Origin of the sequence: Streptomyces decoyicus (genome assembly GCF_019880305.1) — a bacterium.
Classification (GTDB): domain Bacteria; phylum Actinomycetota; class Actinomycetes; order Streptomycetales; family Streptomycetaceae; genus Streptomyces; species Streptomyces decoyicus.
Genome location: NZ_CP082301.1, coordinates 5,273,382 through 5,288,881, shown reverse-complemented (window position 1 = coordinate 5,288,881; position 15,500 = coordinate 5,273,382). Strand labels below are relative to the sequence as shown.

Sequence of the window (15,500 nt, the reverse complement as noted above, 5' to 3'; positions counted from 1 at the left end):
GCTGGGCAAGGGTTGCGCACGGGCGGCTGCGGCCGACTGCGCGCGAGAGGTCCGGCGGCACGCCCACGGACGGAGTCGCCCGCAAAGTTTCCTTCGCCCATTCGTAGGGACTCCACAAAGAATTGACGATCCGCTGGACGTCCAAAGTTGGAGACCTAGGCCACACCGGGACTCGAGCAGGAGCCCAGGAATCCGGGCCTACCCTGGGATACCAGGGGACTTAGGTTCCTCACTGGCGCCCCGAGCACACTCCGTGTGGGCAAGCTCACCCCAGGGAACGGGTCGGCACGCGGTGTCGCCAGTCCCTAAAATCGCCGCATCCATTTGTTACGGCGAAGCGCCAAGGAAGGACCCATCGTGCGCAAGGTGCTCATCGCCAACCGTGGCGAAATCGCTGTACGCGTTGCCCGTGCATGCCGGGACGCGGGGATCGGAAGCGTAGCCGTCTACGCCGACCCCGACCGGGACGCACTGCACGTACGCGCGGCAGACGAGGCGTACGCCTTGGGCGGTGACACTCCTGCCACCAGTTACCTGGACATCGCCAAGGTCCTGGCGGCCGCCGCCGATTCGGGCGCGGACGCCATCCACCCGGGATACGGCTTCCTGTCGGAGAACGCCGAGTTCGCGCAGGCCGTCCTGGACGCGGGGCTGACGTGGATCGGGCCGCCCCCGCAGGCCATCCGTGACCTCGGCGACAAGGTCGCCGCCAGGCACATCGCCCAGCGTGCCGGTGCGCCGCTGGTCGCCGGCACGCCCGACCCGGTCTCCGGCTCGGACGAGGTCGTGGCCTTCGCCAAGGAGCACGGTCTGCCGATCGCGATCAAGGCGGCCTTCGGTGGCGGCGGCCGCGGTCTGAAGGTGGCCCGGACGCTCGAAGAGGTCCCGGAGCTGTATGACTCCGCGGTGCGTGAGGCGGTCGCCGCGTTCGGCCGCGGCGAGTGCTTCGTCGAGCGCTACCTGGACCGACCGCGGCACGTCGAGACCCAGTGCCTGGCCGACAAGCACGGCAACGTGGTCGTCGTCTCGACCCGTGACTGCTCGCTCCAGCGCCGCCACCAGAAGCTGGTGGAGGAGGCCCCGGCCCCGTTCCTGACCAAGGAGCAGAACGCCGAGCTGTACCGCGCCTCCAAGGCCATCCTCAAGGAGGCCGCCTACGAGGGCGCCGGCACCTGCGAATTCCTCGTCGGCCAGGACGGCACCATCTCGTTCCTGGAGGTCAACACCCGCCTCCAGGTCGAGCACCCGGTCACCGAAGAGGTCACCGGCCTCGACCTGGTCCGCGAGATGTTCCGGATCGCCGACGGCGAGAAGCTCGGCTACGACGACCCGGCGGTCCGCGGCCACTCGTTCGAGTTCCGCATCAACGGCGAGGACCCGGGCCGCAACTTCCTCCCGGCCCCCGGCACGGTCACCACCTTCGCCGGCCCGTCCGGTCCGGGCGTGCGCCTGGACGCGGGCGTCGAGTCCGGTTCGGTCATCGGCCCCGCCTGGGACTCCCTCCTCGCCAAGCTGATCGTCACCGGCGCCAGCCGCGAGCAGGCCCTTCAGCGCGCCGCCCGTGCGCTGGCGGAGTTCACCGTCGAGGGCATGGCCACCGCCATCCCCTTCCACCGCACGGTCGTCCAGGACCCGGCGTTCGCCCCCGAACTCACCGGCTCCACCGACCCGTTCACGGTCCACACCCGCTGGATCGAGACCGAGTTCGTCAACGAGATCCCCCCGTTCGCCGCCCCCGGCGCGGACGAGGCCGAGGCCGACACCCGCGAGACGGTCGTCGTCGAGGTCGGCGGCAAGCGCCTGGAGGTCTCGCTGCCGTCCTCGCTGGGCATGCCGCTGGCCCGGGCCGCGGTCGCCGGTGGCGCCAAGCCCAAGCGCAAGGCCGCCAAGAAGTCCGGCGGCGCCGCCTCCGGCGACGCACTCGCCTCCCCGATGCAGGGCACCATCGTCAAGGTGGCCGTCGAGGAGGGCCAGCAGGTCACCGAGGGCGAGCTGGTCGTCGTCCTGGAGGCCATGAAGATGGAGCAGCCGCTCAACGCGCACCGCTCCGGCACCATCAAGGGCCTGACCGCCGAGGTCGGCGCCGCGCTCACGTCCGGCGCCGTGATCTGCGAGATCAAGGACTGACCCGACGGCATCCCGTATACGCACGAGGGGCCCCCGGCACCGGCCGGGGGCCCCTCGCGTCCGTTCCCGCCCGGCTACGAGTTGCCCACCACGTCCTCCGGAAAGCTCAGCGACCGGCTCATCCACTCCAGCGCGGCGGGCAGTTCGCGCCGCCAGGTGGCGAAGTTGTGGCTGCCATGGGCGAGAACGATCGATTCCGCCTTCATCGGCGGCTTGACGGCGGCGAGGAAGGCGCGGGCCGCCGGGTAGTTCTTCTCGCCGGTACGGCTCGTGCCCACCAGGACGTTCACCTGCGGAGCGGGCAGATGCCGCAGCCGCCACATCAGGTCGTGTTCCTGGCGTCGGCGGACCCGGTCGCGCCCGTCGCCGAAGAGATTGCCGGTCGTGGGGTCGTTGCTGACCTTGTAGTCGGGCGAGAGGGCGGCCGCCGAGGTGTACGTACGGTCGTGCCGCATGGCGAGCTGGAGGGCGCAGCTGCCGCCCGAGGAGTAGCCCAGGACGCCCCAGCCGCCGGGGTCGTGGCCGACGCGGTAGCGGGACCTGAGCGCGTCCGGCACATCGCGGGCGAAGAACGTCTCGGCCTGCGGGCCGCCCGGCACGTCGACGCACTGGGTGTCGCGCGGCGGCGCGATGGTGGGCCGCAGCATCACGATCACGGTCGGCTGCATCTTGCCCTCCCGGATCAGCCGGCCGGCGGTCTGCGGCACCCGCAGATGCTGGCCCAGCAGGAAGGTCCCGCCCGGGTAGCCGCTGAGCGCGACGACGACGGGGAACCGCTGGCGGGCGTACTGGGGCTGGAAGTACTGCGGCGGCAGATAGACGTACGCCGGGTCCACGGCCCGGGTCCGCTTGCCGACGATCCGTACGGACTCGACCTTGCCCGCCAGCGCCGGATCGCCCTTCGGCAGACCGTGCACCTTGTCCAGGCCGTCCGCCGCCGAGGGCTGCACCAGCCCCTTCGACGGGTCACCGACGGGCCCGGCCGTGCCCCCGTCGCCCCATTTGCCGACGGCGGCCGGCGCGTCGTCGTACAGCCCGAGCAGCTCGTGCCAGGACGCGTAGAACTGGAAGTTGGCGTTCACCGCAAGGCCGAGCGCCGCCACGATGGTCAGCTGGGTCGCCGCGATCGAGCCGAGCCGCCCCAGCAGCGCCCGCGGCCCGCGCCCGGCGAACCGCGGCCACAGCCAGAGCGTGAGCCCCACGCAGACCACGGCGACCGCGGCCACGGCATAGAACAGCGATCGGCTGGTCAGTCCCATGACTCTTCCCCAGATGTTCCGCGCCGCACCCCGCTCCCCCGGCGGCCCCGCACGGCGGATTCCCAGGCCTCCGAAAGCCTCCGGAAGACCTCATTGCGCCTGGTTTGATGGCTCCTCACGACGCGACGTTGCGGCCTTGCCGAGGTGTTCGACCGCACGACCACTGGGGGACGCCGGGGCTTCACGCCCAGTCCGCCGGACGGCCACCGGGCGGGCGGTCCGGGCGGCTCGGGGGCGTACGGATCGCCGCCGCGGTACCTCGTGCACACGGCACCGGGGCACCCCCCGATGGCGCAATGGCATCCTGGAGCCACCGGGCCGCAACCGGCCGGGTCGAGGGAGGACGGCGATGGCGACCGAGACGGCAGGGCAGCGGCAGACGGCGCAGGGTCCGGTGGCGGATGCACCGGTGCGGTCGCATGACGTGCGGCCCATGCGGGCCGATGCGCGCCGCAACTACGAACGGCTGCTCACGGAGGCCCGTACGGCCTTCACCGAGCACGGCACGGACACCTCGCTGGAGGACATCGCGCGCCGCGCCGGCGTCGGCATCGGGACGCTCTACCGGCACTTCCCCAACCGGACCGCCCTGATGGGCGCGGTCTTCCAGGGCGAGGTGGACGCCCTGCTGGCGCATGCCAGGGAGCTCGCCGACGCGCCGCAGCCGTGCGCCGCGCTGGTGGAGTGGCTGCGCGCGATCATCACCCACGCCAGCACCTACCGCGGGCTGTCGCGCGCGCTGATGACGGCGTCGGCGGACGACAGCTCGGGGATGGCGCGGTGCAGCGTGCCGATGCGGGAGGCCGGTGGCGCACTGCTGACCCGTGCCCAGCAGGCCGGAGCCGTACGCCCCGATGTGAGCATCGGCGACCTGATGCAGCTGACCAACGGCATCGCACTGGCCGCCGAGGAATCCCCGGACGACCCCCGGCTCGCCGACCGGCTGCTGACGCTCACCCTGAGCGGGCTGAAGGGCGAGCGGCACCACTGAGCGATGCCCGGCGGAGCTTCCTGACGCCGCGGAGCGCCGCCGGAAACCGTGGTCCGGGCACCGTCGCCGGGGCGGCGCGCCCGTTCGGCGCGCCTCCGGCTCCTGCGCTCAGCGCCGTCGTGGGGCCAGGTCGGCGACCCGGCCGCCCGAGGCCTCGGACAGTGGAGTGGCCGAGCGGAGCTGTGGTCCGCCGCCCCCGCCGCCCGGCGCGTGGTTGCGCCGCTGGCCCGGCAGCGGGACATCCCGGCGCGGGCCTCTGCGGTCTCCGGCGGCGTCCATCCCCGGCTGTCCCGGACCGCGGCCCGCGCCCGGACCGCCGGCGACGGCGATCTGCACACCCTGGTCGGCCAGCGCCTGGAGTTCCGTGGCGGCGCGGTCGTCATGGCCCGGCGGCTCGTCCGTGACGAGACGTGTGATCACATCCGTCGGCACGGTCTGGAACATCGTGTCGGACCCGAGCTTGGTGTGGTCGGCGAGCACCACCACCTCCCCCGCCGCCTGCACCAGCGCCCGGTCGACGCTGGCGGAGAGCATGTTGGAGGTGGACAGACCGCGCTCTGCGGTCAGTCCGCTGCCCGACAGGAAGGCGCGGGAGACCCGCAGGCCCTGGAGGGACTGTTCGGCACCGCTGCCGACGAGCGCATAGTTGGAGCCGCGCAGGGTGCCGCCGGTCATCACGACCTCGACGCGGTTGGCATGGGCCAACGCCTGGGCGACCAGCAGCGAGTTGGTGACGACGGTCAGGCCGGGGACCCGGGCGAGCCGGCGGGCCAGCTCCTGGGTGGTCGTTCCCGCGCCGACGACAATGGCCTCGCCCTCTTCGACGAAGCCGGCCGCGAGATCGGCAATGGCCGTTTTCTCCGCGGTCGCTAGATGGGATTTCTGTGGGAATCCGGATTCGCGAGTAAAGCCTCCCGGCAGGACCGCACCGCCGTGCCGGCGGTCGAGCAGCCCTTCTGCCTCCAGCGCCCGCACGTCCCGCCGTACGGTTACTTCGGAGGTCTGGACGACGCGGGCGAGCTCCCGGAGCGATACGGCTCCATTGGCGCGCACCATTTCAAGGATCAATTGGCGACGTTCTGCAGCGAACACGAAACTGACAGTAACGCCAACGACCGTCTGTTTTCAGCAGGTTGCACCAATTAACGGAAGTTCTACGCACCGCGGAGCGTGACGTGGTATGCGGTGTGCATATGTCGTGCGGATGTCGAACTGCCGGGCGGCGCGACCCGCTTGCCCGCTGGTCAGCCGCCCTGCACGGCCCGTACGGCGGCGGCCCGGCACGGCGGACCGGCCCCCTGCGGATGCAGGGACGTTTCATCCCAAGTGCTCACCGCTGGCACAAAGATTTCAATCGGCCGACCGCTGCCGTGCGTTTATCGCCCCATTGCCGACTACTCGCCGGCCGTCTTGCGGATGTGCAGCTGGCGGGCGACCTCGGCGATCGAGCCGGACAGCGACGGGTAGACCGTGAACGTATTGGCCATCTGCTCGACGGTCAGATTGTTGTCGACCGCGATCGAGATGGGGTGGATCAGCTCACTGGCGCGCGGGGAGACGACCACACCGCCGACGACGATGCCCGTACCGGGGCGGCAGAGCAGCTTCACGAAGCCGTCGCGGATGCCCTGCATCTTGGCGCGCGGGTTGCGCAGCAGCGGGAGCTTCACGACCAGGGCGTCGATCTTTCCGCTGTCGACGTCGGCCTGGGAGTAGCCGACGGTGGCGATCTCCGGGTCGGTGAAGACGTTCGCGGAGACCGTCTTGAGGTTCAGCGGCGTGACCGCGTCGCCGAGGAAGTGGTACATCGCGATCCGGCCCTGCATCGCGGCGACGGACGCCAGCGCGAACACGCCGGTGCAGTCGCCGGCCGCGTAGACGCCCTGGGCGGAGGTGCGGGAGACCTTGTCGGTCCAGATGTGGCCGGAGTCCTTGAGCTTGACGCCGGCCGCTTCCAGGCCGATCCCCTCGGTGTTGGGGATGGAGCCGACGGCCATCAGACAGTGCGTGCCGGAGATCGTGCGGCCGTCGGCCAGGGTGACCTCGACGCGGTCGCCGACCCGTTTGGCGGACTGGGCCCGGGAGCGCGCCATGACGTTCATGCCGCGGCGGCGGAAGACGTCCTCCAGGACGGCGGCGGCGTCCGGGTCCTCGCCCGGCAGCACCCGGTCACGGGAGGAGACGAGGGTGACGCGGGAGCCGAGCGCCTGGTAGGCACCGGCGAACTCGGCACCGGTGACACCGGAACCGACCACGATCAGCTCTTCGGGCAGCTCGTCGAGGTCGTAGACCTGCGTCCAGTTCAGGATCCGCTCGCCGTCGGGGAGCGCGTCCGGGATCTCGCGGGGGTGCGCGCCGGTGGCGATCAGCACCGCGTCCGCGATCAGGCCCTCGGTGGTGCCGTCGGCGGCGGTGACCGTCACCTTGCGGGAGCCGTCCGGCGCCTGGCCCGGCTCCAGCCGGCCGCGGCCGCGCATGACCCGGCCGCCGGCGCGGGTCACGGACGCGGTGATGTCATGCGACTGGGCGAGCGCGAGACGCTTGACCCGTCGGTTGACCTTGCCCAGGTCGACGCCCACCACCCGGGCGGGCCGGTCCTGGTACGGCGTGTCGTCCTCGACGATGATGCCGAGCTCTTCGTACGACGAATCGAAGGTGGTCATCACCTCGGCCGTGGCGATAAGAGTCTTCGACGGCACGCAGTCGGTGAGCACCGACGCCCCGCCCAGACCGTCGCAGTCGACGACGGTCACCTCCGCGCCGAGAGAGGCGGCCACCAGGGCCGCTTCGTATCCGCCGGGTCCGCCACCGATGATCACGATCCGAGTCACGTACTCCATTCTCCCGCACGCCCGTACGTCCCTCTCGCCCGGGGGCGGTCTGCGCCCCTTGCGGGCAACCGGGTGCGCCCTGCCAGGCCTCTTGTCCGGACCTCGGGTACCACGAGCCCGACGGGCAACCTCCCGTACCCTCGGAACCATGTCGCTCTACGCCGCGTACGCCGGCAACCTCGACGCGCGGCTGATGTCCCGCCGCGCACCGCACTCGCCGCTGCGCGGCACCGGCTGGCTGGACGGCTGGCGGCTCACCTTCGGCGGCGAGCAGATGGGCTGGGAAGGCGCCCTGGCGACGGTCGTGGAGGACCCGGCCTCCCAGCTCTTCGTCGCGCTCTACGACATCGCGCCCATGGACGAGGAGTCCATGGACCGCTGGGAGGGCGTCGGCCTGGAGATATACCGCCGGATGCGGGTACGGGTGCACACCCTCGACGGCGACGAGACGGCGTGGATCTATGTCCTCAACGGCTACGAGGGCGGCCTGCCGTCGGCCCGCTACCTGGGCGAGATCGCGGACGCCGCGGAATCGGCGGGCGCACCGCACGACTATGTGATGGAGCTGCGCAAGCGGCCCTGCTGAAGGGCGGCGGGCGGGCGGCCGCGGCGGGCACACCGCCGTACGGGTCCGCCGTACGGGTGCCGCGACGCGCCCGGGACGACACTTTCGTCAGAAGCCACAAGACAACGATCCCAGGACCGTGAGCAGCGACATCTACGCGCGTAGGGGATTACCGGCTACCCTCGTCCGCGTGAACGCATCTGTTACCCCGGACATCGCGCGCGACCCGCAGGGTGCCGCCGCCGACGCCGCCGCCCGTCTGCGCGAGCTGACCGGCGCCGAGACCCATGACGTCGCCCTGGTGATGGGCTCCGGCTGGGCACCGGCCGCCGAGGCCCTGGGCGCGCCCGAGCACGAATTCCCCGTCACCGAGCTGCCCGGCTTCCCGCCGCCGGCCGTCGCCGGACACGGCGGCACGATCCGCTCGTACCGGGTCGGCGAGAAGCGGGCCCTGGTCTTCCTGGGCCGTACGCACTACTACGAGGGCCGTGGTGTCGCCGCGGTCGCGCACGGCGTCCGTACCGCCGTGGCGGCCGGCTGCAAGACCATCGTGCTCACCAACGGGTGCGGCGGTCTGCGCGAGGGCATGCGCCCCGGCCAGCCGGTCCTCATCAGCGACCACCTCAACCTGACCGCCACCTCCCCGATCGCCGGCGCGAACTTCGTCGACCTGACGGACCTGTACTCGCCGCGGCTGCGCGCGCTGTGCAAGGAGGTCGACCCGAGCCTGGAGGAGGGCGTCTACGCCCAGTTCCCCGGCCCGCACTACGAGACCCCGGCCGAGATCAAGATGATCCGGACGCTGGGCGCCGACCTGGTCGGTATGTCCACGGTCCTGGAGGCCATCGCGGCGCGCGAGGCCGGCGCCGAGGTGCTCGGTCTGTCCCTGGTGACGAACCTCGCCGCCGGCATGACGGGCGAGCCGCTCAACCACGAAGAGGTGCTCCAGGCCGGCCGCGACTCCGCGACCCGGATGGGCAGCCTGCTCGCCCAGGTGCTCGGCAAGCTCTGAGGCCGTCACGGCGTCAGGCGCCATGACGTCACGGGGTCACACGCCGCGACGTCATGGAGTCAGGCGTCACGACGTTGCGTCACGGCGTCACGGCGCCGAGCACCGCACGACGACGGAGACGGAGGACGGCCACGGCGGGTGTGCGACACCCGCCGGGCCGCCCCGCCGCCGTCACCACCGCAGCGGCCCCGCCGCCCGGCCGCCGGCCGCCCTCGCCGCGCGCGACACCGCCGTCCCCCGCGCGCTGCCATCCAGTGGCATTGGCCGGTTCTGCGGCTCCCCTCACCCGCGTAATGGGTAGGCGTGACGAGCCGAGAGGGGCCCTCCCCCGCAGCTGTCATCAGCGCGCCCCCACCCGCATCCACCGTCAGGAGCATCACGTGGCTACCGATCCCGCGGAGCTGATCAACCAGGCCAGGGCATGGCTGGCCGAGGACCCCGACCCGGAGACCCGGGACGAGCTGTCCAAGCTCATCGAAGCCGCCGACGACGGCGAGGTCGCCGCGGAGCTGGCCGCCCGGTTCGCCGGCACCCTCCAGTTCGGCACCGCCGGGCTGCGCGGTGAGCTGGGCGCGGGTCCGATGCGGATGAACCGGTCCGTGGTCATCCGGGCGGCGGCCGGTCTCGCCGCGTACCTCAAGGCGCAGGGCGACGGTGCCGGCCTGGTCGTCGTCGGCTACGACGCCCGCCACAAGAGCGCCGACTTCGCCCGCGACACGGCGGCCGTGATGGTCGGCGCGGGCCTGCGCGCCGCAGTGCTGCCGCGCCCGCTGCCCACCCCCGTCCTGGCCTTCGCGATAAGGCATCTGGGCGCGGTGGCCGGCGTCGAGGTCACCGCCAGCCACAACCCGCCGCGCGACAACGGTTACAAGGTCTATCTGGGCGATGGCTCGCAGATCGTGCCGCCCGCCGACGGCGAGATCGCCGCCGAGATCGCCGCGGTCGGCCCGCTGGCCGGCGTACCGCGCCCCGAGGCCGGCTGGGAAACCCTCGACGAGACGGTCCTGGACACCTATCTGGCACGTACGGACGCGGTGCTGACCCCCGGCTCCCCCCGCGACACGAAGGTCGTCTACACGCCGATGCACGGCGTCGGCCGGGACACCCTCGTCGCCGCCTTCGCGCGGGCCGGGTTCCCGGCCCCGACAGTCGTCGCGGAACAGGCCGAGCCGGACCCTGACTTCCCGACGGTCGCCTTCCCCAACCCGGAAGAGCCGGGCGCGATGGATCTCGCGTTCGCCACCGCCCGCGAACGGGCCGCTTCCGGCGTCGACATCGTCATCGCCAACGACCCCGACGCGGACCGCTGCGCCGTCGCCGTCCCCGACCCCGGCACGCCGGGCGGCTGGCGGATGCTGCGCGGCGACGAGGTCGGCGCACTGCTCGCGGCCCATCTGGTCAGCAAGCGCGCCACCGGCACGTTCGCGACGACCATCGTCTCCTCCCAGCTGATGTCCCGTATCGCGGCCGCCTCCTCGCTCCCGTACGAGGAGACGCTGACCGGCTTCAAGTGGCTGGCGCGGGTGGACGGCCTGCGGTACGCGTTCGAGGAGGCGCTCGGCTACTGCGTCGATCCGGAGGGCGTCCGCGACAAGGACGGCATCACCGCGGCGCTGCTGATCACCGAGCTGGCCGCGGAGCTCAAGCAGGACGGGCGCACCCTCACCGACCTGCTCGACGACCTCGCGGTGGAGTTCGGGCTGCACGCCACCGATCAGCTCTCGGTCCGCGTGGAGGACCTGTCGCTGATCGCGGACGCCATGCGCGCTCTGCGCGCGCAGCCGCCGGCCGCGCTGGCGGGTCTGCCCGTGACCCGGGCCGACGATCTGAACCGGGGTACGGAGACGCTGCCGCCGACCGACGGGCTGCGCTACTACCTGTCCGGTTCGCCGGAGGCCGGGATCGAGGCCGCCCGCGTGGTGGTCCGGCCCAGCGGCACCGAGCCCAAGCTCAAGTGCTACCTGGAGGTCGTGGTCCCGGTGGCCGCACCCGAGGCGCTCCCCGAGGCCCGGACGAAGGCCGCCGCGACGCTGGCGTCGATCAAGCGGGATCTGTCGGCGGCAGCGGGGATCTGACCGGCTGACGGCTGACGGGCGGCTGAACGGCGGCCGGACGTATTGCACGCGTCGGCCGCACGTACTGCACGCGTCGGCCCGACGTACTGCTCACGCCGACCCGACGCACTACACCCGCCCCCCGAACCCGACGCACTACACCCGCCCACCCCCCGAAGGGGGGTGGGCGGCGGGGAAACAACAACACCGGGGTGGGCGGCGGGGAAACAACAACACCCAGGGGGCGGCGGGGAAACAACCCGGGGGCGGCCCGCTTCCCGTACGGGTGGCGCCCCGGCGGCGCGGCACACCGTCTACAGCGCCACCATCACGGCCAGCCCGACCGCACCCACCACGACCGGCGCGACGATCGCGTACGCCCAGCGCACCACCGGCTCGCCCTGGGCGCTCTCGCGGTCCGCGGCGCGCTCCTTGAGCTCGCGGAGCTCTTCGAGGGCCTGGTCGGCCACGGCGCGCGGTGCCGGGCCGGGCTCCACCTGCGGGCCGAAGCGGGGCCCGGAGGTGGCGCCGCGGCGCGCCTGCCGGCTGGCCTTCTTGCGCTGCCGCAGCGACACGGGGATGGCCCACAGCTGGTAGGTGCCGGCGGCGGTGACGGCCTCGGTGGAGAACGCCGCCCGCAGCGTCTCCACGGCGCCCCACGGCAGCGTGATCGTACGGAACGGATTGCGCACCGTCAGCCGGTCCTCGCCCGCCCTGACCAGCGGCCGCAGGGTGTAGGCGATCACCAGGGGCACCCCGAGGAGCAGCGCGAACACCGCCATCAGCTTGGTCTGCGTGACGCCCTGGAGCAGCGCGTCGCCGCCGAGCCAGCCTCCGAGCAGGAGGAGCAGGACGCCGCCCGCGAGGGCCGAGGGCGAGCGGTAGCTGCGCTCCGCGTACTGCTGCTGGGGCGGGGTGGATGGGTCCTGGCTCGTCATGTCGCCGATTCTGCCTGACCGTCCGGATGCCGGACATTGCGTTACGGCATCATTCGGGAGCGGAGACCCGTGCCCCTCCGGCCCCGGGGACGGTCGCGTTCGGCGCCCGCCACCGGGCAGTTGGCCCTCCTGCGGCCTCCGGCGGCCTCCAGCGCCCCTCCGTTCCGGCCGGATTCGGACGGCTGAAGGGGATGACATGGCGCTACGCGCGTAGATATGCTCCCCTCGTGACCATGCCCATCACTGTTCCCGCATACGGCAAGGAAGCCGCGGGGCGTCTGGCGTCAATGGCGGACGTGACCGCCGACGACGGTGCGCTGCGCCGCTTCCTCCACGGCCTCCCCGGCGTCGACGCGGTCGGCCTCGAGGCCCGCGCCGCCACCCTCGGCACCCGCTCGATCAAGACGACGGCGAAGGCGTACGCCATCGATCTCGCCATCTCGATGATCGACCTGACGACCCTCGAAGGCGCGGACACCCCGGGCAAGGTCCGGGCGCTGTGCGCCAAGGGCGCCCACCCGGATCCCACGGACCGCACCGCCCCCAAGGTCGCGGCGATCTGCGTCTACCCGGACATGGTCGCCACGGCCAAGGAGGCGCTCGCCCAGGCCGGCAGCCCGGAGATCAACGTGGCCTCCGTCGCCACCGCGTTCCCGGCGGGCCGGGTCGCGCTGCCGGTCAAGCTCGCCGACACGCGTGACGCGGTCACGGCCGGCGCCGACGAGATCGACATGGTGATCGACCGGGGCGCTTTCCTCTCCGGCCGCTACATGGACGTCTTCGAGGAGATCAAGGCCGTCAAGGAGGCGTGCGCCCGCCCCGATGGCAGCGCCGCGCATCTGAAGGTCATCTTCGAGACCGGCGAGCTCCAGACGTACGACAACGTCCGCCGGGTCTCCTGGCTCGCGATGCTCGCGGGCGCCGACTTCATCAAGACCTCGACCGGCAAGGTCGCCGTCAACGCCACGCCGCCGGTCACCCTCCTCATGCTGGAGGCGGTCCGTGACTTCCACGCCACGACCGGCGTCCAGGTCGGTGTGAAGCCGGCCGGCGGCATCCGTACCACCAAGGACGCGATCAAGTACCTGGTGATGGTCAACGAGACCCTCGGCGAGCCCTGGCTGACCGCCGACTGGTTCCGCTTCGGCGCCTCCAGCCTCCTGAACGACCTGCTGATGCAGCGCCAGAAGCTCAGCACCGGCCGCTACTCCGGCCCCGACTACGTCACGGTGGACTGAGGCTCCCATGACCTTCGATTACGCACCCGCACCCGAGTCCCGCGCGGTCGTCGACATCGCGCCGTCCTACGGCCTGTTCATCGACGGCGAGTTCGCCCCGGCCTCCGACGGCAAGGTCTTCAAGACCGTCTCCCCGTCGTCCGAGGAGGTCCTCTCCGAGGTCGCCCAGGCGAGCGCCGAGGACGTCGACCGTGCCGTGAAGGCCGCCCGTAAGGCCTTCGAGAAGTGGTCCGCGCTGCCCGGCGCCGAGCGGGCGAAGTATCTCTTCCGGATCGCCCGGATCATCCAGGAGCGCTCGCGCGAGCTGGCCGTGCTGGAGTCGCTCGACAACGGCAAGCCGATCCGTGAGTCCCGCGACGCCGACCTGCCGCTGGTCGCCGCGCACTTCTTCTACTACGCGGGCTGGGCCGACAAGCTCGACCACGCGGGGTACGGCTCCGACCCGCGCCCCCTGGGCGTCGCGGGCCAGGTCATCCCCTGGAACTTCCCGCTGCTCATGCTCGCGTGGAAGATCGCCCCGGCGCTGGCGACCGGCAACACGGTCGTCCTCAAGCCCGCCGAGACGACCCCGCTGTCCGCCCTGTTCTTCGCGGACATCTGCCGCCAGGCGGGCCTGCCGAAGGGCGTCGTCAACATCCTCACCGGCGACGGCTCCACGGGCGCCTCGCTGGTCGGGCACCCCGACATCAACAAGGTGGCCTTCACCGGCTCCACCGAGGTCGGCAAGGCCATCGCCCGTACGGTCGCCGGCACCGACAAGAAGGTGACCCTCGAACTGGGCGGCAAGGCGGCCAACATCGTCTTCGACGACGCGCCGCTCGACCAGGCCGTCGAGGGCATCGTCAACGGGATCTTCTTCAACCAGGGCCATGTCTGCTGCGCGGGCTCGCGCCTGCTGGTCCAGGAGTCGGTCCAGGAAGAGCTGCTGGACGCCCTCAAGCGCCGGATGCAGACCCTGCGCGTGGGCGACCCGCTCGACAAGAACACCGACATCGGCGCCATCAACTCCGCCGAGCAGCTGGCCCGTATCACCGCGCTGGCCGACGCGGGCGAGGCCGAGGGCGCCGAGCGCTGGTCGCCGTCCTGCGAGCTCCCCACCTCCGGCTACTGGTTCGCCCCGACGCTGTTCACCGGCGTCACCCAGGCGCACCGCATCGCCCGTGAGGAGATCTTCGGCCCGGTGTTGTCCGTGCTGACCTTCCGCACCCCCGCGGAGGCCGTGGAAAAGGCCAACAACACCCCCTACGGTCTCTCCGCCGGCATCTGGACGGAGAAGGGCTCGCGGATGCTGTGGATGGCGAACAAGCTGCGCGCGGGCATCGTCTGGTCCAACACGTTCAACAAGTTCGACCCGGCCTCGCCGTTCGGCGGCTACAAGGAGTCGGGCTACGGCCGCGAGGGCGGCCGGCACGGTCTGGAGGCGTACCTCGCCCCGTCGAGCCCGAAGGGCGAGCGCTGATGAACACTGTTGACCGCTTGAGTGTGCTCAAGACCTACAAGCTGTACGTCGGGGGCAAGTTCCCCCGGTCCGAGAGCGGGCGGGTGTACGAGGTGACCGACTCCAAGGGCACATGGCTCGCCAACGCGCCGCTGGCCTCCCGCAAGGACGCCCGCGACGCGGTGGTCGCCGCCCGTAAGGCGTTCGGCGGCTGGTCGGGCGCCACGGCCTACAACCGCGGGCAGATCCTCTACCGCGTCGCCGAGATGCTGGAAGGCCGCCGCGACCAGTTCACCGCGGAGGTGGCGGCCGCCGAGGGGCTGTCGAAGGCGAAGGCCGCGGCCCAGGTGGACGCGGCGATCGACCGCTGGGTCTGGTACGCGGGCTGGTCCGACAAGGTCGCCCAGATCGCGGGCAGCGCCAACCCGGTGGCCGGTCCGTACTTCAACCTCTCCTCCCCCGAGCCGACCGGTGTGGTCGCGGTCCTGGCTCCCCAGGACTCGTCGTTCCTCGGCCTGGTCTCGGTGATCGCCCCGGCGATCGTCACCGGCAACACGGTGGTCGTCGCGGCCGCCGAGGGCGCCCCGCTGCCCGCCCTCTCGCTGGCCGAGGTGCTCGCCACGTCCGACCTCCCGGGCGGCGTGGTCAACATCCTCTCGGGCCGTACCGCGGAGCTTGGCGCCCCGCTCGCCGCCCACCAGGACGTCAACGCCCTCGATCTCGCGGGCGCCGACGAGGAGTTGGCGACGGAGCTGGAGAAGGCCGCGGCCGACAACCTCAAGCGGGTGCTCCGCCCGGCGGCGGTCAACTGGGCCGCCGACCCCGGCACCGGCCGTCTGCTGGGCTTCCTGGAGACGAAGACGGTGTGGCATCCGATGGGCGTTTAGGCCTGTTCCTGGCCTGCTCTGGGCCTATTACGGCGGTCTTATGACGTGCCGTCACCAATGCCCGTGCGGGGCCTCGCCTGATGGCGGGGCCCCGCACTGCTGTCCGAACCTTTCACTACCATTGGCTTGACCGCACGACGACAACATTTCGGGGGAGATC

At 71.9% G+C, this 15,500-nt stretch carries 12 protein-coding genes; 8 read left to right on the top strand and 4 right to left on the bottom strand.

Going from position 1 to position 15,500, the window contains the following annotated elements:
* The first annotated feature begins 357 nt into the window (after positions 1 to 357).
* Entirely contained in the window at positions 358 to 2,127 is a 1,770-nt protein-coding gene (locus K7C20_RS23390) for an acetyl/propionyl/methylcrotonyl-CoA carboxylase subunit alpha (protein WP_030087101.1), read from the top strand.
* A gap of 74 nt (positions 2,128 to 2,201) precedes the next feature.
* Here the strand turns inward: K7C20_RS23390 and K7C20_RS23385 are convergent, their stop codons facing one another.
* Entirely contained in the window at positions 2,202 to 3,386 is a 1,185-nt protein-coding gene (locus K7C20_RS23385) for an alpha/beta hydrolase (protein ID WP_053210300.1), read from the bottom strand.
* 349 nt (positions 3,387 to 3,735) lie between these two features.
* Here K7C20_RS23385 and K7C20_RS23380 point away from each other — a divergent pair, with 349 nt between their 5' ends.
* Positions 3,736 to 4,377 (top strand): TetR/AcrR family transcriptional regulator, encoded by a 642-nt coding sequence (locus K7C20_RS23380; RefSeq protein ID WP_409351319.1) that lies wholly within the window; start codon positions 3,736 to 3,738, stop codon positions 4,375 to 4,377.
* Between the two features lie 108 nt (positions 4,378 to 4,485).
* Here the strand turns inward: K7C20_RS23380 and K7C20_RS23375 are convergent, their stop codons facing one another.
* Together K7C20_RS23375 and K7C20_RS23370 are read right to left on the bottom strand one after the other, a co-directional pair.
* Positions 4,486 to 5,469 carry a DeoR/GlpR family DNA-binding transcription regulator gene (locus K7C20_RS23375; protein WP_078953576.1) on the bottom strand — a complete coding sequence of 328 codons (984 nt, stop codon included), beginning with the start codon at positions 5,467 to 5,469 and terminating at the stop codon, positions 4,486 to 4,488.
* Between the two features lie 302 nt (positions 5,470 to 5,771).
* Positions 5,772 to 7,217: an NAD(P)H-quinone dehydrogenase gene (locus tag K7C20_RS23370; protein ID WP_030087093.1), complete on the bottom strand. Its 1,446-nt coding sequence runs from the start codon at positions 7,215 to 7,217 to the stop codon at positions 5,772 to 5,774.
* Positions 7,218 to 7,356: 139 nt separating this feature from the next.
* Between K7C20_RS23370 and K7C20_RS23365 the strand changes: the two genes are divergently transcribed.
* The 3 genes from K7C20_RS23365 to K7C20_RS23355 all read left to right on the top strand — a co-directional run bounded on the left by K7C20_RS23365 (position 7,357) and on the right by K7C20_RS23355 (position 10,860).
* Positions 7,357 to 7,794, top strand: a complete 438-nt coding sequence (locus K7C20_RS23365) for a gamma-glutamylcyclotransferase (RefSeq protein WP_030087091.1) — start codon at positions 7,357 to 7,359, stop codon at positions 7,792 to 7,794.
* A 169-nt stretch (positions 7,795 to 7,963) separates the two neighbouring features.
* A complete protein-coding gene (locus tag K7C20_RS23360; protein ID WP_053210301.1) occupies positions 7,964 to 8,785 on the top strand; it encodes a purine-nucleoside phosphorylase in 822 nt (273 codons plus the stop codon).
* 380 nt (positions 8,786 to 9,165) lie between these two features.
* Positions 9,166 to 10,860, top strand: coding sequence for a phospho-sugar mutase (locus tag K7C20_RS23355; protein WP_053210302.1), 1,695 nt, complete (start codon positions 9,166 to 9,168; stop codon positions 10,858 to 10,860).
* A 293-nt stretch (positions 10,861 to 11,153) separates the two neighbouring features.
* On the opposite strand, the gene K7C20_RS23350 is transcribed toward K7C20_RS23355, so the two are convergent.
* Complete coding sequence (locus tag K7C20_RS23350) at positions 11,154 to 11,777, bottom strand: PH domain-containing protein (RefSeq protein ID WP_030087078.1); 624 nt, start codon at positions 11,775 to 11,777, stop codon at positions 11,154 to 11,156.
* Positions 11,778 to 12,010: 233 nt separating this feature from the next.
* On the opposite strand from K7C20_RS23350, the gene deoC reads away from it, so the two are divergent.
* Genes deoC through K7C20_RS23335 form a run of 3 tightly spaced genes read left to right on the top strand, consistent with a single transcriptional unit; the run spans position 12,011 to position 15,340 of the window.
* Entirely contained in the window at positions 12,011 to 13,015 is a 1,005-nt protein-coding gene (gene deoC / locus K7C20_RS23345) for a deoxyribose-phosphate aldolase (protein WP_030087077.1), read from the top strand.
* Positions 13,016 to 13,022: 7 nt separating this feature from the next.
* On the top strand, positions 13,023 to 14,474 hold the full coding sequence (locus tag K7C20_RS23340) for an aldehyde dehydrogenase family protein (protein WP_030087076.1): 1,452 nt from the start codon (positions 13,023 to 13,025) through the stop codon (positions 14,472 to 14,474).
* A complete protein-coding gene (locus K7C20_RS23335) occupies positions 14,474 to 15,340 on the top strand; it encodes an aldehyde dehydrogenase family protein (RefSeq protein WP_053209432.1) in 867 nt (288 codons plus the stop codon). The genes K7C20_RS23340 and K7C20_RS23335 overlap by 1 nt, the downstream gene beginning before the upstream one ends.
* The last annotated feature ends 160 nt before the right edge of the window (positions 15,341 to 15,500 follow it).